Origin of the sequence: Bacillus sp. AFS053548, from assembly GCF_002575105.1 — a bacterium.
Classification (GTDB): Bacteria; Bacillota; Bacilli; order Bacillales; family Bacillaceae_G; genus Gottfriedia.
In genome coordinates this window covers 307,248-333,131 of sequence record NZ_NUHI01000026.1, presented here as the reverse complement: position 1 = coordinate 333,131, position 25,884 = coordinate 307,248, and the positions used below count along the sequence as shown (strand labels likewise).

General features: G+C 32.8%; 25 protein-coding genes. 18 read left to right on the top strand and 7 right to left on the bottom strand.

Annotation, left to right across the window (positions count from 1 at the left end; genetic code table 11):
- Positions 1-139 precede the first annotated feature (139 nt).
- Complete coding sequence (locus tag CN946_RS15035; protein ID WP_098861896.1) at positions 140-769, bottom strand: YktB family protein; 630 nt, start codon at positions 767-769, stop codon at positions 140-142.
- Between the two features lie 195 nt (positions 770-964).
- Between CN946_RS15035 and CN946_RS15030 the strand changes: the two genes are divergently transcribed.
- Positions 965-1,153, top strand: coding sequence for a hypothetical protein (locus tag CN946_RS15030; protein ID WP_056468536.1), 189 nt, complete (start codon positions 965-967; stop codon positions 1,151-1,153).
- Positions 1,154-1,368: 215 nt separating this feature from the next.
- A complete protein-coding gene (locus CN946_RS15025) occupies positions 1,369-2,172 on the top strand; it encodes an inositol monophosphatase family protein (RefSeq protein ID WP_098861895.1) in 804 nt (267 codons plus the stop codon).
- 73 nt (positions 2,173-2,245) lie between these two features.
- Here the strand turns inward: CN946_RS15025 and CN946_RS15020 are convergent, their stop codons facing one another.
- The gene (locus CN946_RS15020; protein ID WP_069035553.1) at positions 2,246-2,431 is read right to left on the bottom strand and encodes a DUF5325 family protein; all 186 of its coding nucleotides are present in this window, start codon (positions 2,429-2,431) and stop codon (positions 2,246-2,248) included.
- A 203-nt stretch (positions 2,432-2,634) separates the two neighbouring features.
- Here CN946_RS15020 and typA point away from each other — a divergent pair, with 203 nt between their 5' ends.
- The 3 genes from typA to CN946_RS15005 all read left to right on the top strand — a co-directional run bounded on the left by typA (position 2,635) and on the right by CN946_RS15005 (position 5,250).
- On the top strand, positions 2,635-4,479 hold the full coding sequence (gene typA / locus CN946_RS15015) for a translational GTPase TypA (RefSeq protein ID WP_176547331.1): 1,845 nt from the start codon (positions 2,635-2,637) through the stop codon (positions 4,477-4,479).
- Positions 4,480-4,629: 150 nt separating this feature from the next.
- Positions 4,630-4,947 carry a YlaH-like family protein gene (locus CN946_RS15010; RefSeq protein WP_235821791.1) on the top strand — a complete coding sequence of 106 codons (318 nt, stop codon included), beginning with the start codon at positions 4,630-4,632 and terminating at the stop codon, positions 4,945-4,947.
- Between the two features lie 30 nt (positions 4,948-4,977).
- The gene (locus CN946_RS15005; RefSeq protein ID WP_098427090.1) at positions 4,978-5,250 is read left to right on the top strand and encodes a hypothetical protein; all 273 of its coding nucleotides are present in this window, start codon (positions 4,978-4,980) and stop codon (positions 5,248-5,250) included.
- A gap of 636 nt (positions 5,251-5,886) precedes the next feature.
- On the opposite strand, the gene CN946_RS15000 is transcribed toward CN946_RS15005, so the two are convergent.
- Positions 5,887-6,087 (bottom strand): YlaI family protein, encoded by a 201-nt coding sequence (locus CN946_RS15000; protein WP_056468526.1) that lies wholly within the window; start codon positions 6,085-6,087, stop codon positions 5,887-5,889.
- A 153-nt stretch (positions 6,088-6,240) separates the two neighbouring features.
- Here CN946_RS15000 and CN946_RS14995 point away from each other — a divergent pair, with 153 nt between their 5' ends.
- Together CN946_RS14995 and CN946_RS14990 are read left to right on the top strand one after the other, a co-directional pair.
- Positions 6,241-6,696: a pyridoxamine 5'-phosphate oxidase family protein gene (locus CN946_RS14995; RefSeq protein ID WP_098861894.1), complete on the top strand. Its 456-nt coding sequence runs from the start codon at positions 6,241-6,243 to the stop codon at positions 6,694-6,696.
- Positions 6,697-6,854: 158 nt separating this feature from the next.
- A complete protein-coding gene (locus CN946_RS14990) occupies positions 6,855-8,183 on the top strand; it encodes a PhoH family protein (protein ID WP_056468520.1) in 1,329 nt (442 codons plus the stop codon).
- Positions 8,184-8,250: 67 nt separating this feature from the next.
- On the opposite strand, the gene CN946_RS14985 is transcribed toward CN946_RS14990, so the two are convergent.
- Positions 8,251-8,739, bottom strand: a complete 489-nt coding sequence (locus tag CN946_RS14985) for a hypothetical protein (protein ID WP_098861893.1) — start codon at positions 8,737-8,739, stop codon at positions 8,251-8,253.
- Positions 8,740-9,073: 334 nt separating this feature from the next.
- Between CN946_RS14985 and CN946_RS14980 the strand changes: the two genes are divergently transcribed.
- The 3 genes from CN946_RS14980 (at position 9,074) to pyc (ending at position 14,214) form a co-directional block, all read left to right on the top strand.
- Positions 9,074-9,364: an Fpa/YlaN family protein gene (locus CN946_RS14980; RefSeq protein ID WP_069035558.1), complete on the top strand. Its 291-nt coding sequence runs from the start codon at positions 9,074-9,076 to the stop codon at positions 9,362-9,364.
- Positions 9,365-9,540: 176 nt separating this feature from the next.
- Positions 9,541-10,683, top strand: coding sequence for an FtsW/RodA/SpoVE family cell cycle protein (locus CN946_RS14975; protein WP_098861892.1), 1,143 nt, complete (start codon positions 9,541-9,543; stop codon positions 10,681-10,683).
- An 81-nt stretch (positions 10,684-10,764) separates the two neighbouring features.
- Positions 10,765-14,214 (top strand): pyruvate carboxylase, encoded by a 3,450-nt coding sequence (gene pyc, locus CN946_RS14970; protein WP_098861891.1) that lies wholly within the window; start codon positions 10,765-10,767, stop codon positions 14,212-14,214.
- Positions 14,215-14,332: 118 nt separating this feature from the next.
- On the opposite strand, the gene CN946_RS14965 is transcribed toward pyc, so the two are convergent.
- Positions 14,333-15,268, bottom strand: coding sequence for a COX15/CtaA family protein (locus CN946_RS14965; protein WP_098861890.1), 936 nt, complete (start codon positions 15,266-15,268; stop codon positions 14,333-14,335).
- Positions 15,269-15,668: 400 nt separating this feature from the next.
- Between CN946_RS14965 and cyoE the strand changes: the two genes are divergently transcribed.
- The 5 genes from cyoE to ctaF all read left to right on the top strand — a co-directional run bounded on the left by cyoE (position 15,669) and on the right by ctaF (position 20,580).
- Positions 15,669-16,589, top strand: a complete 921-nt coding sequence (gene cyoE / locus CN946_RS14960; RefSeq protein ID WP_286133938.1) for a heme o synthase — start codon at positions 15,669-15,671, stop codon at positions 16,587-16,589.
- A 95-nt stretch (positions 16,590-16,684) separates the two neighbouring features.
- Entirely contained in the window at positions 16,685-17,725 is a 1,041-nt protein-coding gene (gene coxB / locus CN946_RS14955; RefSeq protein WP_098861888.1) for a cytochrome c oxidase subunit II, read from the top strand.
- Positions 17,726-17,757: 32 nt separating this feature from the next.
- Positions 17,758-19,614 (top strand): cytochrome c oxidase subunit I, encoded by a 1,857-nt coding sequence (ctaD, locus tag CN946_RS14950; protein WP_098861887.1) that lies wholly within the window; start codon positions 17,758-17,760, stop codon positions 19,612-19,614.
- Positions 19,614-20,237: a cytochrome (ubi)quinol oxidase subunit III gene (locus tag CN946_RS14945; protein ID WP_088013072.1), complete on the top strand. Its 624-nt coding sequence runs from the start codon at positions 19,614-19,616 to the stop codon at positions 20,235-20,237. The genes ctaD and CN946_RS14945 overlap by 1 nt, the downstream gene beginning before the upstream one ends.
- A 4-nt stretch (positions 20,238-20,241) precedes the next feature.
- Entirely contained in the window at positions 20,242-20,580 is a 339-nt protein-coding gene (gene ctaF / locus CN946_RS14940; RefSeq protein ID WP_088013071.1) for a cytochrome c oxidase subunit IVB, read from the top strand.
- A 350-nt stretch (positions 20,581-20,930) separates the two neighbouring features.
- Here ctaF and CN946_RS14935 read toward each other — a convergent pair whose 3' ends face one another.
- Positions 20,931-21,452 (bottom strand): hypothetical protein, encoded by a 522-nt coding sequence (locus tag CN946_RS14935; RefSeq protein WP_098861886.1) that lies wholly within the window; start codon positions 21,450-21,452, stop codon positions 20,931-20,933.
- Between the two features lie 248 nt (positions 21,453-21,700).
- On the opposite strand from CN946_RS14935, the gene CN946_RS23515 reads away from it, so the two are divergent.
- Positions 21,701-21,874, top strand: coding sequence for a hypothetical protein (locus CN946_RS23515; RefSeq protein WP_176547330.1), 174 nt, complete (start codon positions 21,701-21,703; stop codon positions 21,872-21,874).
- 292 nt (positions 21,875-22,166) lie between these two features.
- Here CN946_RS23515 and CN946_RS14930 read toward each other — a convergent pair whose 3' ends face one another.
- Positions 22,167-23,111, bottom strand: a complete 945-nt coding sequence (locus CN946_RS14930; protein ID WP_098861885.1) for an EamA family transporter — start codon at positions 23,109-23,111, stop codon at positions 22,167-22,169.
- 125 nt (positions 23,112-23,236) lie between these two features.
- Between CN946_RS14930 and CN946_RS14925 the strand changes: the two genes are divergently transcribed.
- Positions 23,237-24,355 carry a M24 family metallopeptidase gene (locus tag CN946_RS14925; protein ID WP_098861884.1) on the top strand — a complete coding sequence of 373 codons (1,119 nt, stop codon included), beginning with the start codon at positions 23,237-23,239 and terminating at the stop codon, positions 24,353-24,355.
- A gap of 132 nt (positions 24,356-24,487) precedes the next feature.
- Positions 24,488-25,561 carry an ethanolamine utilization protein EutH gene (gene eutH, locus CN946_RS14920; protein WP_098861883.1) on the top strand — a complete coding sequence of 358 codons (1,074 nt, stop codon included), beginning with the start codon at positions 24,488-24,490 and terminating at the stop codon, positions 25,559-25,561.
- Positions 25,562-25,884: the final 323 nt, after the last annotated feature.

Sequence of the window (25,884 nt, the reverse complement as noted above, 5' to 3'; positions counted from 1 at the left end):
CTACCTTCAATGGGCTTTTCTTATATAGGTATTGTTTAAGTAAATCAATTTCATATTTCGTCCTGTCGAAAAATGTGTAAAGAATGGGCATAGACTTTTGTTTTTGACATATGTATAATTAAACAACACTTATATTAATTCAGTTTATACTTATCTTGTATAAAGGAGTTAAAGTATTATATGTTTCTATAATACGATGGATTAGTTCTTCCTTTGTAAGTGTAATTGCTTCATCTTTTGCAATTGTAATTCCACATAGGTATTCTGCTTTTTTTACATCATGAAATCTTTGAATACCTTTATTGAATTCATCTTTATTCATTTTACTTTTTTGTATCACATCAGGCTTCATATGATCGTAAGATACAACAAAATCTTTTGGAATCATTTTGTAAAGTTTATTTTTATTCTTTTCAAAATTTATGGCAATCGATTGCTTATTTGGACTTTCATAAATAATTCCAAAGTAAACAAACAAGTGAGTACCCCACAGTCCAAATTGGAAATGAGGAAGCATCTTGTATCCACGATTATTTGTTGCAAAAGCAATCCAAGTATCTTTTGGAGCATTCACAGTACGTCGAGCATGCTTAGCAATATGGCCAAAAAAGTTTTGATCAGTTTGCACATTTAAAAAAGGTAATATTTCTTCTTCAATTTCTTTAAATTTTGGTTGAATTTCATTTTGTATAGCACTCATTCTAGTTTCTAATGTTGAGTCAGTTGTAAATATTTCAAAATCACTTTCTTTAAAAAAAGTTTGAGTCATTTTTGAACCCCCTAATTACATTATCTAATTAGTATACCATGTTTGTCCAAAACAAATGGGTAATATGTTTCTTCATAAAACAGTTACATTATAAGCTTAAATAACATATATTAGTAGCAAGATAAAAATCAGAAAATTTTGTTAATTAACTTTTACAGTTTGTTTTGCCAACTTATATTCTATGGAGGGATAATGATGAGACAAGTGATTAATGCGTTAAAAAGAACTGATGCAGAAAAGAGAATTCCTGTACTTAGATTAGAATTAGATTACGAACTAGCTACACTATTCGATGCTATGACAGTCAATGATAATGAAGCAATGATTGAATCTAAGAAGAAATTAGAATTATTAAGATTAGAATTAATTCGTCTAGAAGCTTAGCGAGTTTATTTACCGAACCTTTAAATAGGTTCGTTTTTCTGTGCGCTAAATCTTCCGCTAATTGCCCAATGGTCTATCGTATGCCCACCCTCCAAAATAGTTCCTCATCTTACATAAAAATCATTTCATTAGGTTTTTTTAGGTTAAAATTGGTAAACTGATAAACAGGACCATTAAATATAAGTTTTAGCACGTAGAGTTTGGAGTGTTTAATTATGAATGTAGACTGGAAAGAAATTGAACAATTCGCGAGGAAATTGCTTCAAGAGGCAGCTGAAAATATTAAAAGCTCTTTATACGACTCCATAACAATCAATACTAAATCAAACGAAAATGACTTAGTAACAAATAAAGATGAAGAAATTGAAAAATTCTTTTACGAAAAAATAAAAAAGAAATTTCCAAATCATTACTTACTAGGTGAAGAAGGTAAAGGCGATGATTTGGATCAAGTAACTGGGGTTGTTTGGATTCTTGATCCAATCGATGGAACGATGAATTTTGTTCACCAAAAACGTAATTTTATGATTTCTTTAGGTATTTATGAAAATGGAATCGGTAAAATGGGTTTTATAATGGATGTAATACATAATGAACTATATTTTGCTAAAAAAGGTGAAGGAGCTTATTTAAATGATCTCGAATTAACACCTTTGAAAAATGTAGTAATAGAAGAGGCTATTATAGCTGTAAATGCTATTTGGTTAACTAAAAATCGTTATTTAAACCATGAAAAATTAAGTAATCTTGTTCGAAAAGTTAGAGGAAGTAGGTCATACGGTTCGGCAGCGATGGAAATGGTCTATGTTGCAATGGGAAGGGTTGATGCATATATCACCCCAAGATTATCACCTTGGGATTTTGCCGCGGGTAAAATTATTGTTGAAGAACTAGGCGGAATATGTACTACGCTCAAAAATGAAAGCCTTTCAATTCTTAATAAAAGCTCAGTGCTAGTAAGTAACGCTTCGATTCATAACGAATTACTCACTGATTATATCGAATTTCTACAAAAATAATAAAAAGAAGGTAAGTTTGGTTTATACTTGCCTTCTTTTTATTGTGTAGACAGTGTTCAAAAAAAAGAGAAGACTATAACTTGCCTTCTCTTTTTAATTTAGCACGTAATGAAAAACCATAACCTACTAATGATATTGAAATAATTAGTGAAATAACAGCGCCAATAGTACTTAGTTCTGCTAGCATTATACCAACTAGAATTAAGAAGATTACGGATAAAGTTGCAACGCAGAAAAGTCTAAATTTTATGCTAGACATGGTGAATCCTCCTGTTCATAATTCTTATTTTACTCTTTGTCGAATCGGATGTAAATTTGAAAAAAGTAAAACTTTACTAAATATTTATTAATAATTTATATTTTTGATTAAACATTTTCTTGATATATTTCCGTGTGCATGTGCTATAATGTTTTAGTTAATAATGAAAATAGATGTGTAGACATTTTAGGAGTGAATATATTTTGAAAAAAAGAGAAGATTTACGCAATATAGCAATTATTGCGCACGTTGACCATGGTAAAACAACGTTAGTTGATGAGTTATTAAAACAATCAGGTACATTCCGTTCAAACGAAAACGTTAATGAACGTGCAATGGACTCTAATGATATAGAACGTGAACGTGGAATTACAATTTTAGCTAAAAATACTGCGATCCAATACGAAGGTAAACGTATTAACATCATGGATACTCCTGGACACGCCGATTTTGGTGGAGAAGTAGAACGTATCATGAAAATGGTTGATGGTGTTCTTTTAGTTGTAGATGCATATGAAGGTTGTATGCCACAAACTCGTTTCGTATTGAAAAAAGCTTTAGAACAACATTTAACACCAATCGTAGTTGTAAATAAAATTGACCGTGACTTCGCACGTCCTGATGAAGTAGTTGACGAAGTAATCGATTTATTTATCGAATTAGGTGCAGATGAAGATCAATTAGAATTCCCAGTTGTATTCGCATCAGCTATCAACGGAACTTCTAGTTTAGAATCTGATCCTTCTAAACAAGAACCAAATATGAATGCTCTATTCGATACAATTATTGAGCACATTCCATCTCCAATCGATAATAGTGAAGAGCCTTTACAATTCCAAGTAACATTATTAGACTACAATGACTATGTTGGACGTATCGGTATCGGACGTATTTTCCGTGGAACAATGCAAGTTGGTCAATCAGTTGCTTTAATGAAACTTGATGGATCAGTTAAACAATTCCGTATTACAAAAATGTTTGGATTCATTGGATTAAAACGTATTGAAATCGAAGAAGCAAAAGCTGGTGACTTAGTAGCAGTATCTGGTATGGAAGATATCAACGTTGGTGAAACAGTATGTCCAGCTGAACACCAAGAAGCACTTCCAATCTTACGTATTGATGAGCCAACTCTTCAAATGACATTCTTAGTTAATAATTCACCTTTTGCTGGTCGTGAAGGTAAATTTGTAACTTCTCGTAAAATTGAAGAAAGATTATTACAAGAACTTCAAACAGACGTAAGTTTACGTGTAGAAAATACAGATTCTCCTGATGTATGGATCGTTAGTGGTCGTGGAGAGCTTCACTTATCAATCCTAATTGAAAACATGCGTCGTGAAGGATACGAGCTTCAAGTTTCAAAACCAGAAGTTATCATTCGTGTGATTGACGGTGTAAGATGTGAGCCAGTTGAGCATGTGCAAATTGACGTTCCTGAAGAATATACTGGTTCAATCATGGAATCAATGGGTGCTCGTAAAGGTGAAATGAGAGATATGGTGAATAATGGTAACGGCCAAGTTCGTTTAACATTTATGGTACCAGCTCGTGGATTAATTGGTTATACTACAGAGTTCTTAACTTTAACTCGTGGTTATGGAATCATTAACCATTCATTTGATAGCTACCAACCAGCTATTCAAGGTCAAGTTGGTGGACGTCGTCAAGGTGTATTAGTATCAATGGAAACTGGTAAAGCTTCAACATACGGAATTATGGGTCTAGAAGACCGTGGTATAATTTTCCTTGAGCCAGGAACAGATGTTTACGATGGTATGATTGTTGGTGAGCATAACCGTGATAATGATTTATCAGTAAACGTTGTTAAAGTAAAACATGCTACTAATATTCGTTCAGCAAATAAAGACCAAACAACAACAATGAAAAAACCACGTATTATGACGCTTGAAGAATCTTTAGAATACTTAAATGATGATGAGTACTGTGAAGTTACACCAACATCAATTCGTTTACGTAAAAAGCTTCTTGATAAAAGTGAGCGTGAGCGTGCAGCGAAAAAGAAAAAATTCGCTGAACAAGAGTAATTAAATTTTAAAATAATTATGATATAATAAAACCGACTAGATGATAGTCGGTTTTATTTTTGTAGACCAAAGTACAAAAAGTTGAATTTTAAGACGGTCTAAAAACGAATAGAAGTATTCAGTTTTATTATTTAATAGGGGGATATGGATTTGGAAAAAGCTCCAAAGGGATTTGAATTTGTCATAACACAGTTAATAAATATAACTCATGATATTCATCTTTCAATGTGGATATTATATGGTTTAATTGTTGTATTATGTATTGTGGTATATCATTTAGGCTTCGCAAAAAAATTGAGCATCCTTAAAAGTTTAATCATTTATGTTTTACTTATGATCGGTTGTAGTTTCCTTACTTTCCTAGCTTTAAGGATACCAATCGTGGAAGCATTACTTGCAAGTGTTTTCGTGTTAGGTGTATATAAGATTCGTTTACATCAATCAAAAAAGAATAATGCTACTACATAATCTAACACTTTTTAGAAAGTTGGTATTTAGATGAAATCTGTTCAGGACGCTTTATATAATTGGTTAACGATTAAAGTTATATATGAAGGTAGACCTTCGGATGAAGCTGCTAAAGAGACGTATGAGATGTTTGATTCGATTTTAAAAGAGGATCATCAAGTATCTAACGTAAAAATAGAAAAAATGGAAGATTTTTATTTAATCACATTTACACAATCAGAAAAAGAGCGTACTACGCGCTTTCCAATTGAAATGATTGATTGCTTTTTAGATCAAGTAAAAGTGAATCCAGAGAAGTATTAAAAACCTAGAAATAAATCTAGGTTTTTTTCATTGTTTGAACGTTTGGTGGATTTATACATGAAAATAATATCTAGGACTTGATCGTATTTCTCCGAAAAAAGAAGCCCAAAAGGCTTCTTTTTTCAGAATGTTGAAGGAAATGATCTATAGGGAAAACAATATTTAATGGAACATTATTGATGTTAAAATTCATTTTTTATGATTTATTAAAGACTTTAAATGTTAATGTGTTCAACAAATTAAATATACCTTCAAACTATAGTATTTGTTTTTTCCGAAGCTAATAATATTAAGAACAAATTAGATAAATAAATTTCAAGTCATTAGTATAAAAGGTGTTTCGATCTTAATTGACATACAAACTGATTAATAAATTGTTACTTACACTAAGTAAAGGAATTTTAATTAGCTTTTTATCGTAAACTTTTTTGGATTAAAAGTTGATTGGAACGAAGGGATGCTCGACTCCTATCGGATAAGCGGGAAGGCTAAAGAATCTCGCCCCATGGAAAGCGAGCATCCTTTAGTGGAAATCAACAAAACTAAACTCCTTTTTCGAAAATTTGGTAATTCATTGAAAAGATAGTTTTTCAACAGCGTAAAAAAAGAAGCCCAATTGGCTTCTTTTTTCATAATTTACCACTCGTCATTGTCCTTTACCGGTTTTAAGAAACGGAAATTTCCTGTTGCAATTCTTTGTTCTGTTTTTATTTTAATTCGATCATAACATTCAGAGCATGTATATGTATGGATAGGACGATTTCTTAATTTTTTTGCAATAGGTGATTCATCGCTAATAGATTCGCTTTTATCACAAATCATGCATTTAACTCTCATGTGAAATTTCTCTCCTTATATATGGAACTTAAGTTAACATAATTATAACAGGTTTTAGAATATATTTTTAGAAAACAGTGGTTTTAGCAGGAAGTTTTCAATAAACTTTGAATTATATTAGTATACTCTTTATTTGAAGGAGATGAAATAGTGATGGCAAACAGTATTGAGAAAACATTATCACCAAGCTTATTAGAAGATTGTAATAAAGAAAAGATTGTTTTTTTAAGTACTTTTAACTCCGAAAAGAATGCACCAGTTACGAATGCAATTTCTTGGCTTGCTGCTTTAGATGATAAAACGATTCGATTTGCAGTAGATCAAAGATCAGCAATTATATCAAATATTGAAGAGGTTGAAGGGGTATCATTAAGCTTATTCTCAAATGAAACTGTTTATAGTATCTCAGGAAATGCAAAAATTTTAACGAAGCAAATGTCTGGGATTCCATTAAAATTAGCGTGTATAGAAGTAGAAGTTAATGAAGTAAAAAATATATTGTTTTATGGGTCTAAAATAACAGTCGAACCGGAGTATGCAAAAACTTATGATGAGAGGGCTGCAAAAAAATTAGATGTAGCAGTTTTAAGTGGTCTTAGATCCAACTGAGCTTTAAACATTAAAAAATATTCTAAAGTAGAGAGAATTTCATATAATATATTAACGGTTCGTCCATTCTTCGACTAGTAACCAAATGTAAGACCAATCAATTTAGAAATAAAACTAATTATTCTAATCTGAGTTATTTTTAGTCAGGAGGTTAAGGATTGAGTAAAATATATGTTCTCGACACCAATGTACTACTGCAAGACCCACTAGCAATCTTTTCATTTGAAGATAATGAAGTAGTTGTACCAGCTGTTGTATTAGAGGAAGTAGACTCAAAGAAGAGATATATGGATGAAGTTGGTCGTAATGCTAGGTATGTATCCAAACTTATTGATAGCTTTCGAGAACTAGGGAAATTACATGAAAGTATTCCTCTTGAAAACGGTGGTTCATTTAGAATTGAATTAAATCATCGCTCATTTCAACAATTGCAAGAGATCTTTGTTGAAAAAACGAACGATAATCGCATTTTAGCTGTTGCAAAAAACTTATCACTTGAAGAAGAAGCAAAAGAAAGCGGAAAAACAGTGATTTTAGTTAGTAAAGATACATTAGTTCGTGTAAAAGCGGATGCATTAAATTTATTAGCTGAAGATTATTTAAGTGATCGAGTAGTGGAAGTCGATCATATTTATACCGGTTATTTAGAGTATTACATAAATACAGATTTATTAAACAAGTTTTACGAGAAAACTGAACTTCCTGTTTCAGATATAGCGAACCATCCATTTTATCCTAATCAATTCATCGTGTTAAAGGATGCTCTCGGTGGTAAGAGCTCAGCTCTTGGAGTTGTAGATAAAACGGGTACAAAAATTAAGAAATTTGTTTTCTCAAATGAACATATTTGGGGCATAAGGCCAAGAAATGCACAACAGTCCATGGCCTTAGAATTACTACTTCGAGACGATATACCATTAGTCACATTGATTGGAAAAGCAGGAACCGGAAAAACTTTATTAGCTTTAGCAGCAGGTTTAATGCAAAGTGAGGACCTGCAAAGCTATAAAAAGTTATTAGTTGCTAGACCGATTGTTCCAGTTGGAAAGGATCTTGGTTATTTACCAGGTGAAAAGGATGAAAAACTTCGTCCATGGATGCAACCGATTTATGATAATCTAGAATACTTATTCAATACGAAAAAACCTGGTGAACTTGATGCGATATTAGCCGGAATGGGCTCAATTGAAGTAGAAGCTTTAACTTATATAAGAGGTAGAAGTATCCCAGAGCAATTTATTATTATAGATGAGGCACAAAATCTAACTAGGCATGAAGTAAAAACAATTTTAACTCGCGTTGGTGATAAGAGTAAAATTGTATTAATGGGGGATCCAGAACAAATTGATCATCCATATTTAGATGAATACAACAATGGATTAACTTATGTAGTTGAAAAATTTAAAGATCAAAAAATAAGTGGACATGTAAAACTAATAAAAGGCGAACGTTCATCAATTGCCCAACTTGCAGCGGATATATTGTAATAATTAAATGCTTACAAAAGCAACATCTTACCAAAATCGATCAGTAAGATGTTGTTTTTGTTTTTAACTATAAAATAATTTTCTTGATTGAAGTAATTGGTGTTTCTTTATTTGTGGCATCAGCAAAATATAAATGTACTGGCCCATCTTCAAGGATTCTCTTGCCATTGTATGAAAAAGCTAAATAACTTTCATATACAGTTTCAAAAGGTAATTTTATTAATTCACCTTCTGTTTCGATCGTAACTTCTGAATCACGATTTTTCGGATTACTATTATCTATAAAATAAGAAAATGGCATAGCATATGATTCTTTAAGCCATTCTTTTTTTTGAGTAGCGTATAAAGGGCTATTATCAACCTTCGCACCTTCAACAATTTCACGATCCCAATGTTTTGAAACACTTTTCGTATATTGCTCAAGCTCATCAACCTTTTTCAAATCACCAGCTAATAAACTATCTAACTTAACCTTTCTTTCATCAAAAATCCAAACACTTGGATCAATCGTTAACGGAAACTCAACGTTACCAGTTAATTGAAAAACATCACTCATATAATAAAACTCCTTCTATGTACTAAGTCTACCTATAGTGTACGACTATTTTAAGTAAAAAGACAAACAATTGAACAAAGATAGCGCTTTATTTTCATTTAAGTATTATTGTGTTTTCAGCTTTTTTTAGTGATTAAAAAAGCGTTTTTTTTTGTAGAAATTAGAATGCAATAAAAAATCTACATCCTTAACATAAGAAAATTCTAATAAATAAACTGTTGCAAAAATATAATTTTCTAAAATGCTATTTGCAAAACTTTTGATTTAAGTTGATTTTTCCTAAAAAGAACTATAATATTAAATAGATAGCTTGTACGGAAGCGGAGGGAGAAAATTGAGGTCTGATGCTGTAACAGATTACAAAGATAAAGCATTTGAATTATTAAAAAAAGATGCTGAAAAAATATTAAAATTAATAAATGTGCAACTTGATCATTTAACGATGCCACAATGCCCTCTATATGAAGAGGTTTTAGATACTCAAATGTTTGGATTATCAAGGGAGATTGATTTTGCTTCTCGTTTAGGTTTAATTGAAGCAGAACAAGGTAGAGAACTTCTTTCTGAACTTGAGCGTCAACTATCTGCTCTACATGAAGCGTTTACAGATCAAAAGAATAAATAATTATTAGCAACAAAAGTTCAAACATTAAATGTTTGAGCTTTTTTTTGTGAATTTTTTTAATTGTTATAAGTAATAAATCTATTAATCTATGTTACAATATTTTTATTTAAAAAGGGAATTTAGCAAAATAGTTGAATACATAAAGTATAATTAATCAAAGCAGGGATGATTAAGTAATGTTAAAAAAATATTTGAAAAATATTGATTATATGATTTTTGTTCCATTATTAGTGTTATGTTTATTTGGATTAATTATGGTGTATAGTGCAAGCTCACCATTACCATCTATTCGTTATCAAAGTGAACATTGGCCAAGTGACTATTTCTTTCATAAGCAATTAGTTGCCTTTGAAGTAGGGATGTTTGCATTTGTATTTTTAATGTTTTTACCTGCAACTTTCTTTAGAAAAAGAATTGCTATGATATTAAATGTGGCTGTAAGTTTAGGATTACTTATTGCAGTTCTACTCTTTGGTGAAGTTAGAAATAATGCAAAAAGCTGGGTATTTGGAATTCAACCAGCCGAGTTAATCAAATTAGGATCAATTGTTCTTTTAGCAGGTTGGTACTCCAAAAGACAAAAGCGAATTACGAAGAACTGGAAAATGCTATTTGCTCCATGGACCATAGTAGCTATTTATATCATCCTATTGAGATTACAACCGGATACAGGCACAGCTTTATTAATAATCGGTACTTGTGCTGTAGTTTCGTTTTGTAGTGGTTTTATTGTAAAGAGATTAATTCTCCTATTCGTTGGTGGGATTGGATTACTATATCCATTAATTAGTATTTGTATCAGTTTAGGGATCGGATTAACAGATGTACAAGTTAATCGATTTTTAGCTTTCCGAAATCCTTTTGACTATGCACAAGGAATCGGGTTTCAAATCGTAAATTCACTAATCGCATTTGCAAATGGTGGGCTTACAGGAGTTGGATTAGGAAAAAGTATTCAAAAACTAGGTTACTTACCTGAGCCTCATACAGACTTTATTCTAGCTATAATCGGTGAAGAAACAGGTTTAATAGGAGTAATTGTAGTTATTTTATGTATATTCATAATTGTTTGGCGTGGATTGTTAATAGCTCATCAATCAAAGGATTCTTTTGATTCATTATTAGCTACAGGGATTAGTGCAATCATCGTCATTCAATCATTTGTAAATATTGGAGGAGTTACTTCGTTAATTCCACTTACGGGTGTTCCGTTGCCTTTTGTTAGTTATGGAGGAACTTCGTTAATCGTTATGCTTTCTATGGTTGGTATTTTAATGAATATTTCAATACGAAATAAGATTCATAAAGAAACTTTATAAAATCTTCAAAAATGCATTTTGAAAAAGTTTATTCTTAATTTATTGATAATTATCTTTCATAAATACAGGAGGCTTACACAAATGACTTACACGAAACAGATTAAAAAAGTTCTTGTTGCTAACCGAGGTGAAATTGCAATTCGAGTATTTCGAGCTTGCACTGAGTTAGGAATTAGAACAGTTGGTATTTATTCTAAAGAAGATGAAGGGTCATATCACCGTTATAAAGCTGACGAAGCATACATAGTTGGAAAAGGTAAAAAGCCAATTGATGCTTATCTAGATATTGAAGGTATTATTGAAATTGCAAAGAAAAACAATGTAGATGCAATCCATCCAGGATATGGATTCTTATCAGAAAATATTAAATTTGCTCAGAGATGTGAAGAAGAGGGCATTATTTTTATCGGGCCATATTCAAGACACTTAGATATTTTTGGAGATAAAATTAAAGCGAAGCAGCAAGCTCTTCAAGCTAATTTGCCAATCATTCCAGGCAGCAATGGACCAGTAAACTCATTGGATGATGTAAAGGAATTTGGTGAAACTTATGGATTCCCGATTATTATTAAAGCTGCTCTAGGTGGCGGCGGTCGTGGAATGAGGATTGTCCGTACGAATGCAGGATTAAAAGATGCATACGAGCGTGCTAAGTCTGAAGCAAAAGCTGCTTTTGGTAATGATGAAGTTTATGTTGAGAAGTATATTGAAAATCCAAAGCATATTGAAGTTCAAATATTAGGAGATAACCAAGGGAATATCATTCATTTGTTTGAACGCGATTGTTCAATTCAAAGAAGACATCAAAAATTAGTTGAAGTTGCACCATGTACTTCGATTAGTGAAGATTTAAGAAATAGAATTTGTGATGCAGCTGTTCAATTGATGAAAGAAGTAGAATATGTAAACGCTGGTACAGTTGAATTTTTAGTTTCAGGTAATGATTTTTATTTTATTGAGGTTAACCCTCGTGTACAAGTTGAACATACAATTACTGAAATGATTACAGGAATTGATATTGTTCAAACACAGATCTTAATTGCACAAGGTAATAGTTTACATAGTGATAAAGTAGGAATTCCATTACAAGATGAGATTCCAAAAATTGGTTTTGCAGTTCAAGCACGTGTTACAACGGAGGACCCACTAAATAATTTTATGCCTGATACAGGAAAAATTATGGCATATCGTTCAGGTGGAGGTTTTGGTGTAAGGTTAGACACGGGAAACAGCTTCCAAGGTGCTGTTATTACACCTTACTATGATTCATTATTAGTAAAAGTAACGACTCATGCATTGACATTCGAAGGCGCAATTGCGAAGTTAAATCGAAATTTAAAAGAATTCCGTATCCGTGGGATTAAAACAAATATTCCTTTTTTAGAAAATGTTACGACACACCCAGATTTCTTATCTGGTGAGTATAATACTTCATTTGTAGATTCATCTCCGGAATTATTTGTTTTTGCAAAAAGAAGAGACCGTGGAACAAAATTATTAAATTATATTGGCAATGTAACAGTGAATGGATTTCCAGGTATTTCGATTAAAGAAAAACCAGCTTATGATGATATTATCATTCCTAATGTAAATCATATTAAAAGTGCTGAAAGTGGAACGAAACAATTACTAGATAAATTAGGTGCTGATGAATTTTCGAAGTGGTTAAAAAATCAACCGAATGTTTTATTTACAGACACAACTTTTAGGGATGCTCACCAATCACTGCTTGCAACGAGAATTCGTTCAAAAGACCTAATTACAGTAGCAGAACAAACGTCAAAATTATTACCTAACTTATTTTCTATGGAAATGTGGGGTGGAGCGACTTTTGATGTAGCGTATCGATTCTTAAATGAAGATCCATGGGAAAGATTATTAAATTTAAGAGAACAAGTTCCAAATGTATTATTCCAAATGCTTTTACGTGGATCAAATGCAGTTGGATATAAAAATTACCCTGATAATCTTGTTAAAAAGTTTATTGAAGCATCGGCTCAAGCAGGAATCGATGTATTTAGAATATTTGATAGTCTAAATTGGATTAAAGGGATGGAAGTCGCAATAGATGCTGTAAGAGAGAGTGGAAAGCTTGCTGAGGCGTCGATTTGTTACACAGGAGATATATTAGACCCGACTAGAACAAAATATAATCTAGCGTATTATAAAGAGCTTGCAAAGGATTTAGAATCGGCTGGTGCACATATTTTAGCTATTAAAGATATGGCTGGTTTATTAAAGCCTCAGGCTGCTTATACGTTAATTAGTGAATTGAAGGATACTGTAGATCTACCAATCCACTTACATACTCATGATACGAGTGGAAATGGTTTATACACATATGTAAAAGCAATAGAAGCTGGCGTAGATGTTGTAGACATCGCAATTGGAAGTATGTCTGGATTAACTTCTCAGCCAAGTGCAAATAGTTTATATTATGCTCTAAAAGGTTCAAATAACGAGACAAACTTAAATATAAACGGCTTAGAGCAGTTATCAACTTACTGGGAAGGCGTTCGTAAGTATTATAGTAGTTTTGAAAGTGGTATGGTTTCACCACACACAGAGGTTTATCAACATGAAATGCCAGGTGGTCAGTATTCTAACTTAAAACAACAAGCTAAAGGTGTTGGTTTAGGAGAACGATTTGAAGAAGTTAAGGATATGTATGGTAGGGTAAATCAACTATTTGGAGATGTCGTTAAAGTAACACCATCTTCTAAAGTAGTTGGAGATATGGCATTATTTATGGTTCAAAATAATTTAGACGAAGATTCTGTATATGAAAAAGGAGAAAATATCGATTTTCCTGATTCAGTAATAGAATTTTTTGAAGGAAAATTGGGACAACCTCATGGAGGATTTCCAAAGAGTTTACAACGCATCATCTTAAAAGGTAGACAGCCATTAACTGAAAGAGCTGGGGAGACTTTAAAACCGATTGATTTTAAAGATGTTGAGGAGTATTTATTCAAGACGTTAAATCGCCAGGTAACTAATTTTGATATATTAGCTTATTGCCTATATCCTAAAGTATTTATGGATTATCAAAAAAATGTAGAAAGCTATGGGGACTTATCTGTACTTGATACACCTTCTTTCTTCCATGGAATGAAACTAGATGAAGAGATTAAAGTAGATATTGAACGTGGTAAAACACTGATTGTTAAACTTGTTTCGATTGGTCAAGCTCAGCCTGATGGAACAAGAGTGATATACTTTGAATTAAATGGTCAGCCTCGAGAAATAGTGGTTAAAGATTACTCAGTCAAATCTACTGTCGTTCAAAAAAGAAAAGGGGACACTAGTAATCCAAACCATATTAACGCAACAATGCCTGGTACTGTTTTAAATGTACTTGTTAAAAAGGGCGATGTAGTTGAAAAAGGTCAAACTTTAGCAATTACAGAAGCGATGAAAATGGAAACAACAGTCCAATCTCCGTTTACAGGTGAAATAAGAGATATTCTGATTACATCAGGAGAAAGTATTTCTACAGGAGATCTACTAATAGAACTAGATCAAAGATAAAAAGTACAATGTATAGCGAAGTGAGAGAAGCTGCAGTTAAAGGGCACCTCTTCTTCGCTTTCATTTTTAATGTAAAAAAAGGTATTTCTTCTACAATTAAGTGGAAGAAATACCTTTTTTAAGAGATATTTTTATTTTGAAGTAACTCAGAATTTGAGTTTTTACTTCTTGTACAAACTAAACTTTGGAAACTAAAGATCGCAAACAAGCATGAGATTAATATAGCATGTGTTAATGCAACATAAATATTTAGGTTTGTAATAACTATAACCGCTCCACAAATTACTTGAAGAGTAACAAGAATTAAAGATACAAACCATCCAAAATAAATGCCACGTTCATTACGATAGTATTTAAAAGCATGTACAAATGCAATAATTACCCAGACGAATAAAAGAAAAGCAGCGAATCGATGTCCCATTTGAATCCATTCATGAACTTGTGTAGGAAATCCATTGTTTGCTTTACTGCATAGTGGCCAGCTAGGACAAGCTAAGCTAGCATTTTCGTGGCGAACAAGAGCGCCAGTATAAACTACTAAGTATGAATAAATCCATAAACCATAAGTATGAAGTTTCATTCTTTTTCCGACATAAAAAGAATTTTTTTGATAATTGCGATCACGCTCAAAAATTAATAATGTTAACATGACTACAGCTGCAAAACAAATTAGAGAAATACCAAAATGAATTGCTTTTACAGCTGGGACTTGACCCCAAACAACTGCGGCTGCCCCGATTAATGCTTGAGCAATTAGAAAAATACAAGAAATGATTGCTAAAAACTTTGTTTCTCTTTTATGAGGAATGACAATCCAAGCAAGCACTGCTAATAATAAAACAAATATCCCAGCAAGGCCTGATGCTGCACGATGAGATAATTCAATGACAGTTTGAATAGTTAGATGATCAGGAATGATTTGACCTTTACAAAGAGGCCATGATCTTCCACAACCGAGTCCAGAATTAGTCTTTGTTACGAGTGCACCACCCAATAAAACAATTAAAAGAATGAATGAGGTAATTAACGATACCCCTTTTAAAACACGTAGCAAGTATATCCACCCACTTTTATAAAATAATAATAATTTTAAAATTTAATTATTAAAAAAATTATTCTGTAAATAATACTTCTATATCATATAAGATTACGACACAAAATTCAAAGGTAACCTTCATATTTAGACATAATATTTGTTTTTTCTTAACTTTGAATGTATTCATTTTTAAAATATAGAAATAATTAATTTTATAATTAAATAGTATTTAGTATTGAAAAGATAGACTGTTTACGTTAAAATTTTTTTGAAACGTACACAATTTGTTCATATATTTATCACAAAAATTTCATTGAATTTAGTTTAATAGAAGTATGTCTAAATTAAAAACTCATTATGAACCATTAAAAAATGGGTATGAAAAATGAAGTTTTGCAAAAAAAAGAGGAGGATTGACTTGGAACAATTAGCTAATAATGTTTCTAAAAACGAAGAAACTAATCATCCTTCTAGTTCACTAAAGAAAGATTTACTTTCTTTAATGAAAATTGGGATCGTAAACTCTAATATACTGACAACTTTTACAGGTATCTGGTTAGCAATCCAAATAAATGGATTAGATATATTAGATTATTTACCAAAAGCAATTATTACTGTAATTGGTTCATCACTTATTATTGCGGGATCATGTGTAATCAATAACTATATTGATCGTGATATTGATCCGTATATGGAGAGAACTAAAAACAGACCAACTGTAACCGGTAATATTAAACCAAGCGTTACAATTTCGATTGGTATTCTTTTATTAATTGTGGGCTTTACATTTATGGCTTTCACAACCTTAATGGCTGTTGTATATGCATTTATTGGTGCATTTACATATATCGTACTATACACTCTTTGGACGAAACGTAATTACACGTTAAACACAGTAGTAGGTAGTATATCTGGTGCAGCACCCCCATTAATTGGATGGGCAGCAATCGATGCGAATTTGCATCCAATTGCTTGGATGCTGTTTTTAATCATGTTTATATGGCAACCACCTCATTTCTTAGCACTTGCGATGAGACGTTCTGAAGAATACAAAAGAGCGGGAATTCCAATGCTACCGGTGGTTTACGGATTTGAAATGACGAAACGTCAAGTGATGATCTGGGTATTATGTTTATTACCACTGCCATTTTACATGCAAGCTCTAGGTTTACCATTTATTATTTTTGCAACAATATTGAATATTGGATGGGTTATTTTAGGATTATATTGTTATAAACAAAAGGATGATCAAAAGTTCTCTAAACTGATGTTTATATACTCCATTAACTATTTAACTCTTCTATTTATGTCAATGATTGTGTTTACAATTTCGTTTTAATTAGGGGTATTACGGGGGATTTTTTTATTGTTTGTTTAATCTTATTTTTAAATAAGAATGAAACACTTTAAATTGAAAGAGGGGGAAGTATACTTATGAAACATTGGCGATTAGTCTCGCTAATTTCCTTGATAGCAGTTATTTTGAGTGCATGTGGACATGCAAATCAATCTACACTGAATCCTCAAGGTGAAGTAGCAAAAATGCAATACGATCTTATGAAGCTAAGTACGTTGATCATGGTATTCGTTGTTGCTGTAGTAACAGTTCTTTTCCTTTACGTAATCGTGAAATATCGTCACCGTAAAGGTCAAGAGAATATAATTCCAAAGCAAGTAGAAGGTAATCATTTCTTAGAGCTACTTTGGACAATTATTCCTGTTATTTTACTTATTATTTTAGCAGTACCAACAGTATCACAAACGTTTAAGCTTTCAGATGAGAAGCAAATATCAAAAGATGAGAAGAAAAAAGATGCAATTGTTATTAATGTAAATGCTCATCTTTTCTGGTGGGAATTTGAGTATCCAAAACAAAAATTCATTACTTCTCAAGACATGTATATCCCAGTTGGTAAAAAAGTTATCTTAAACCTAAAAGGTCAAGATATCAAACACTCATTCTGGGTACCATCATTAGCAGGTAAGATTGATACAAACGTTGAAGGCGAAAACAAAATGTGGCTTTCAGCTGATAAAGAAGGTACATATAATGGATTCTGTGCAGAGTTTTGTGGTCCTTCACATTCATTAATGCAATTTAAAGTTAAAGTTGTAAGTCAAGCCGACTACGATAAGTGGTTAGTTGATATGAAGAATCAGAAAGGTCAAGCTGTAACAGCAGATGCACAAGAAGGTGAAAAAATCTTCAAACAAAGCTGTATTGGTTGTCATGCTGCAGATGCAAATGATACAAGACCACCTGCTGCACGACTTGCTCCAAACTTAGCTAACTTCGGTGATCGTGATATGGTTGCTGGTATTGCTAAAAATAATGAAGCAAACATCAAGAAATGGTTAACAAATCCGGAAGCTATGAAGCCAGGAAACCTTATGTCAGGTAAATATGGTGACTTATCAGCTGATCAGATTGATGCATTAACTGCATACTTAACTAGCTTAAAAATTGCAAAATAAATTAATGGATATGAAGCAAAGGGGGTAATACTGTGAGTTCTGTAGCGAAAAAGAAACCACTATTGTGGGACTACTTAACGACAGTCGACCATAAGAAAATTGCCATCCTGTATTTAATTGCAGGCGGATTCTTTTTCTTAGTTGGTGGGATGGAAGCGTTATTTATTCGTATACAATTAATTAAGCCAGACAACACATTTTTAGTTGGTGATGCTTATAACCAAGTATTAACAATGCATGGTACAACAATGATTTTCTTAGCGGCGATGCCGATGATCTTTGCATTTTTTAACGCGGTAGTACCTTTACAAATTGGTGCTCGTGACGTAGCTTTCCCGTTTTTAAATTCTTTAGGTTTCTGGTTATTCTTCGTTGGTGGAGTTTTCTTAAACCTAAGTTGGTTCTTAGGTGGAGCACCTGACGCAGGTTGGACTTCTTATGCGACACTAGCTCTACACAGTAAATCACATGGTGTAGACTTCTACTTATTAGGTCTACAAATTTCAGGTATTGGTACATTAGCAGGTGGTATTAACTTCCTAGCAACGATTATTAACATGCGTGCTCCAGGGTTAACATACATGCGTATGCCACTATTTACTTGGACAGTATTTGTAACATCAGCACTTATTTTATTTGCGTTCCCGGCATTAACAATCGGGTTAGCGCTATTAATGTTTGACCGCCTATTTGGAACTGCATTCTTTGATGCGTCTTTAGGTGGAAACTCAATGATCTTTGAACATTTATTCTGGATTTTCGGACATCCAGAGGTTTACATTCTTATATTACCGGCATTTGGTATCTTCTCTGATATCATTCCAGCATTCTCTAAGAAACGTTTATTTGGATACTCTTCAATGGTATTCGCAACAGTTTTAATTGGTTTCTTAGGATTCATGGTATGGGCTCACCATATGTTTACAGACGGTCTGGGTGCAGTAGCAAATGCAATTTTCGCTGTTGCAACAATGGCAATTGCAGTCCCTACAGGGGTTAAAATCTTTAACTGGTTATTAACAATGTGGGGCGGACAAATTCGTTTTACAACACCAATGCTTTGGTCAGTTGCTTTTATTCCATCATTCGTACTAGGTGGGGTAACTGGTATTATGAACGCTGCAGCTCCTGCTGACTATCAATTCCATGATAGTTATTTCGTAGTAGCTCACTTCCACTACGTAATCGTAGGTGGGGTAGTATTTGGTCTATTTGCCGGTGCACATTACTGGTGGCCAAAAATGTTTGGTAAAATCTTAAATGAAACATTAGGTAAAATTACATTCTTTTTATTCTTTATTGGTTTCCATTTAACATTCTTTATCCAACATTTCTTAGGTTTAATGGGTATGCCTCGTCGTTACTTTACATATTTACCTGGACAAGGCTTAGATACAGGAAACATGATCAGCTCAATCGGAGCTATGTTCATGGGTCTAGCTACAATTGTTATGTTAATCAATGTAGTTTATACAGCAATTAAAGGTAAGAAAGCTGCTGGAGATGCATGGGGTGTAGGTCGTACACTTGAGTGGGCAATTCCTTCTCCTGCACCAGAATATAACTTTGCTCAAATTCCATATGTACGTGGATTAGACGCTCTATGGGTAGAAAAGATGGAAGGAGACGGCAAAATGACACCTGCTGAACCACTAGGTGATATTCATATGCCAAACTCATCTATTTTACCGTTTGTTATGTCAGTGGGCTTATTTATTGCAGCATTTGGGGCATTGTATAATGACCAACTTAAGAATCACACTGCAGTTGGTGTATTAATTCTTGGCTTAGTTATTACATTCGGTTCAATGTTCTTACGTTCTTGGATTGATGATCATGGATTCCATATCCATAAAGAAGACATAGCTGATGAGGGGGTTGAGGCATAATGGAAATGAATCAAAAATTTACAGCTGAAACGTTTCCTCACAACCCTGAAAAAGCTACAGAAGAAGGTAAAAATAAGTTCTTAGCATTCTGGCTATTTCTTGGTGGAGAAACTGTATTATTCGCATCATTATTTGGTACTTTCTTAGCATTAAGAAACTCTACTGCTGGTGGAGCAAGTGCTGCAGAAATGTTCGAACCAAAATTAGTATTCATTGCTACAATGTTACTTTTAACTTCATCTCTTACAAGTGTTTATGCAATGTACCACATGAAAAACTTTGAACACAAAAAGATGATGCTATGGTTAGGAATTACAGTTTTATTAGGTCTAGGATTTTTATTATTAGAAATTTACGAATTTAGACACTATATGCACGAATATCATTTTACAATTAAGAGTAGTGCATTTGGTTCTTCATTCTATACATTAGTAGGTACTCATGGTGCTCACGTATTTGTTGGTTTACTATGGATCACTACTTTAATGCTTCGAAATGGTGGAAGAGGTTTAAATTTATACAACGCTCCGAAGTTTTATGTTGCAAGTTTATACTGGCACTTTATCGATGTAGTATGGATTTTCATCTTTACAGTAGTATACTTAATGGGAATGGTGGGATAAGAAAATGGGTACAAATACAAACTCTCATCAAAGAAATCAAGTTGAAATAAAGTATCACAGACGTAAACATGCAGAAGAAATGAAACAACAATTAATTTCATTTGCATTAATGATCATTTTAACACTTGCATCATTCGCAGCAGTATTATACAGAGATAAAATGGATCCATACTTTACAGTACCATTTATTTTATTACTTGCTGTAGTACAACTAGTGTTCCAACTTTATTACTTCATGCACATGAAAAATAAAGGTCACAGCACACAAGCGTTCTTCCTATATTCAGGACTTACAGTTGCTGTAATTACACTATTAACATTCTTAACATTAATCTGGTTATGATGTAAAAAGGAAGTGAATTTAATTCACTTCCTTTTTTTATGTTCGTTTATGTAGATTGCTGATATGTTGTGGGACTTACTTGTAGTTTGTTTCGATAAGAAAGATTGTATTGTAGAACTTTAAAAAAATTGAAATAGAATCTAATTTTGTAGGAGATTTTTCTTTTATATCAAACTCCTAACATAAACATAAAAATTAAATAAGGTAGAATGATTTGATTGAAAACATTTGAAGCACTAGAGTGGCTTAAAAGTAATAATAATCCATCAGCATTTGCGACTAAAAGATTCGGTGAAACAATTAATGCTATTCATTTTGTTGAGCAACTTTATGAACTAGGTGCAGGGAACTTATTTAGATTGAGAAAGTACATAATGAAAGTACTTTTGTGGTGTACCATAACTCTTGAGTTCTTGAATTAATTCTTCATCAGCTTGAGTAATAGTTCCTTTTTCTACTCCGTTACCATCTTGGATTGATACAGGTAATAAACTTCCATCTTGGTAATCAAAGTTAATGATTTTTCTTATACCTTCTCCTGTAATGCTTAACGTAACTCCTTCATTTACCATAGCATAACCAACTATGTCATACATTTTCTTAAACAATTCCTCTATCTCAGCTAATGCAATAAATTCTTCTTCGCCATCATTAAATACGGTATCCTTATCAAATTTTACCCAAATACCAACAGCTTCTTTTTCTGGGGCTCTATTTAAATCTTCATAACCAATTTTCGTTATCGTCCCAGAATGATAAATAGGTTCTTCCTTATTAATACAATAAATGTCACTTCTTTTAATAATTTCTACACGATCGCCTTCACTTACTGTTAATTCTCTTTTTGTACCAAACCTATTGTAGTAAATCAATAATATTTCCTCCTAGTAAATTTTTTAGACTTATAAATTATCCCCTAAATTACTAAAGAAATACTTAACGAGAATACTATATTTTCATTGATCTTCTTTATGGGATCAAATCAAGGTCCAATTCAACTATGGACATTTTTATTGGTATAAGAATGTTCAGTGGAAGAAAACTATAAAGCCGACATAATTTTAGAATGAGTACTTAATCGGTTATGGTTAATAAGTAAAATAGAAGGGATGATTCAACGATGGATATGGAAATTCCTAAAGATGAAGATATTGAAATGGAAGAAAAAGTTGAGCTTACTGGTAGTATTGATAAAGTAACAGAGCATATAATTTGGGGTGCACAAGGTTTCATGGATATTCCAATGCAAGGCAAGACGTACAGAAAAAGATATTTAGGTAACCGGTATCAATAAGTCGAGAAATCGTAGACTGTGAAAAATTAGTTGCTGGTTTCAAAGTTAGACATAGAAAATATAGCCTTGTATATAAAGGTGTTTTTTTAGTGGCTATAATTGTTTTCTCTAGTATTATTTCCATCTCAACTATGTTATTTGTGAATAAATTTTGATACATAACAAGTGCATGCGTTATTAAAGGGAAAATAGTGTAGATCATTGTTAATCTTAAAGCAATTAACGTATTGCCTTTATTCAACAATAATTTAGGAGCTGATTAATCAGCTCCAATTTCACATTTTACCTCGATTCAACTAACTCTAAGGGGTTCTTTTTTATTAGGAGGGCGGCTAGTTTTTGAGGAAGACTCTTTATTCAAAGCCAACACTAATATCATTCCAATGATACAAGCTGTACCAAGCCATTGGAAAACACCAAAATGTTCTTTTAACCAAAAGATTGTAGTTAAGACGGCAGCTAGTGGTTCAATACTTCCTAACAGACTTGATTCTTTAGGTGGTAGACTTTGCAAACTTTCTATATAGAACCAAAATGCTATCATTGTACCGAATATGATAATGAAGACTAAATATAAAATCGCTTCAAGCGTTAAGTTTTTATAGTCCATTTGCCAAGGAGGATGGATAAAACTTAATACAAAGCCACCGATAATCATAGCCCAACCGACAATAACAAGTGAGTCATATTGCTTAAGTAATGGTACGGCATATAAAGTATAAAATGCTAAAGCTACTCCAGATAATACACCCCAAGCGATTGCAAGTGCTGGCACAGATAATTGCGAGATTGAGCCGTTTGTTAATAAGAAAAAACTTCCAATTAATGCTAGAGACACAGTTAACAAATCTCTTCGTGTTAGTGCGGTTTTTTTACGGATAATTAAATATACGATAATCATTACAGGTGCTAAATACTGTAATAGTGTTGCAACAGCAGCGTTTCCATGTTCAATAGAAGCCATATATGTGTATTGAACCGCTAGCATCCCCAATACCCCAAAGATAAAAAGTTGAATGGCGATCCTTCCATTTTTCCAAACCCCAAATATCTGAGAACGGTCTTTTTTAAAATATTGAATGGCTAAGAGTAAAAATCCAGCTATAAGCAATCGGATCGTAACCAGCCAATCTACATCGATTTCATACTGTTGAAAAAGTTTTTTTGCGACTGTACCTCCAATCCCCCAAAATACTGCCCCTGTGATAACAAGAAATATTCCCTTTCGTCTATTCATGATTTAGTCTCCACCTTCAAATATAAAAATAGTGTTATAATATGTTAAATGATAAGTGGAAAAACGCTAAAATAATACTCAAATCGAACGGAAAAATGTAAGGATATTGAGGTGGTTATGGGGAAATGCAAATTAAAAATTTTATGGTTGATCAAAGTTTAAAAGAATTAACTAAACATCATACTGTTGTTTTGCCAATTGCATGTTACGAAACAACGATTAAGCAAAACATAAATAGTTATATACCACTTCATTGGCATGATGAATTTCAGTTTGTTCACATTGTTAAAGGAGAAGCAATTTTTCAAATAAATGAAGAAAATATTTTTGTTCAAGAGGGGGAAGGGATTTTTATAAATAGTGGCTGCCTGCATATGGCAAAAGATCGGAACGATTCAGAATGTACCTATATTTGTTTAAATGTTTCTCCAAGTTTCGTATTATCACAAGAACTTTATACAACCTTTGTAAAGCCTTATTATCAGGCGACTAATATACCCTTTTTATTCTTAAATCCAAAGGAGCTATGGGCCAATAGCATTTTACGCTATATTTTGAAAATCAATGAAATGATCAAACAAAATTTCCCATTCTATGAAATCGACGTCAGCTTACATCTTACATTAATTTGGAAAAATATAATTATGAATGGGATTGAATTAGAGTATGAACAGTCGGTAGTGGTAAAGAGTAACCGAATGAAGCAAATGTTAAATTGGATCCACCTACATTATTCTGAGAAAATAGGATTAGACGACATTGCAAGAGCGGGTCAATTAAGCCGATCTGAGTGCTGTCGATATTTTAATCGTATAGGGGTGAAGTATAAGGGATATTGCTCTGATATAACACGAACAGTCATGTATGGTAATCCTAGTAGTGAACTCGTTAAAATCTACAATACAGTTTTACTGGCCAATCTTACTGGGGTGGAAGCTTCTCAACCTGGTACAAGAATTGGTGATGTTGATCTCTCAGGAAGACGCGTCATTCAAGCAGCTGGCTACGGCGATTTTTTTCCACATCGAATCGGTCATGGTCTAGGTATTGAGATTCACGAGGCACCTTCTATAAATGAAGTTAATGAAGGCTTACTAAAATCAGGAATGGTCATCACTATTGAACCTGGCATTTATCTTAATAGCCTCGGTGGTGTACGTATTGAAGACGATGTCGTCATTACTGATAATGGGTATGAAGTATTAACGAAATTTCCAAAAGAATTGATGATTGTAGGGGACTAAACAAAAATGCGTAATGGATATGAACATTTTCCATTCTCATAAACTATTAATTATTATATAAAAAATATTGAACAGGTCATCTAATGCATTTTTAAAAAGATGACCTTTCTTTTGAATGGGGGAGTATTCGATATGAATGAAATCATCTTATATATCATGACAGTTTTTATGATCCTAGGGGCAATCGATTATCTGATGGGTAATCGGTATGGACTAGGACAAAAATTTAAGGAAGCCTTCCAATCCATGGGGCCACTTGCCCTTTCAATGGTTGGAATGATCTCACTATCTCCTGTATTAGCAAAATGGTTAACACCGATTATATCCCCTATTTACCAATTTCTTGGAGCAGATCCATCGATGTTTTCATCTGCGTTTTTAGCACTTGACATGGGTGGATACTCATTAGCAAATGAAATGGCTCAATCAAGTGATGCTGCTTTATTTTCATGGGTGTTTTTAGGAACAATGATGGGGCCAACTATTGTTTTTACCATTCCGGTTGCTTTAAGCATTGTTCATAAAAATGATCATCCCTTTTTTGCGAAAGGAATTTTAATTGGGCTAATGACTATTCCATTTGGATGTTTAGCGGGAGGATTCGTTGCAGGATTTGGTTTTATTTGGATGCTGAAAAATTTGATTCCTTCTATTCTAATTTCTGTCTTGATTGGCATTGGCATGCTATCGGCTCAATCAGTGATGATTCGTGGTTTTAAATGGTTTGGAAAAGGAATTGAAATCGTTATTATCATTGGTCTTGTCTCGATTATCATTAAAACTTTAACAGGTATCGTTATTATTCCAGGTATGATGCCGCTTTCGGAAGGTTTTGTAACAGTTGGAAAAATAACGATCATACTTGCCGGTGCGTTTCCATTTGTTTTTGTGCTTGTAAAAGTATTACAGAAGCCTTTTTCATTACTCGGAAATAAGCTAGGTATGAATCAACAGGCATTAGGTGGATTCATTGCTTCCTTCGCCCATCACATCCCTATGTTTGCGACACTGCATGAGATGGATGACCGTGGGAAAGTCATAAATACCGCATTTGCCGTTAGCGGCGCATTTGTTTTTGGCAGTCACTTAGGATTTGTTGCGGGTGAGGAGAAGAATTTTGTCATTCCACTGATTGTCGGTAAACTGACTGCTGGATTTTTGGCTGCTGCATTGGCTTTGCTAGTGTCAAAACGAGGAGAAAAATGAATGATTAATAATAGAGAAGTAGATTGGAATTTTAAAGGCTTGCCTCATTTTGGAAAAGCAACATGCCGTAGGACCTCACAGAAAATGTGCACCCTAGATTTTCATTCACTATAAATACCAATCATTTAAAAATGAATAACGTTTTCAAATCGTATTTTAATTTGAATAAACCGTTATTACTGTTATATAATTTAGTAGTATAATAGTTTGGATAATTTCACTAAATATTATATGATAGAAGTAATGTTTAAATTTTTTTTGCCTTTGTGAATTTTTTGTTTAATAAGGTCTTATATCTACACTATATTTACATAGTCCAATAT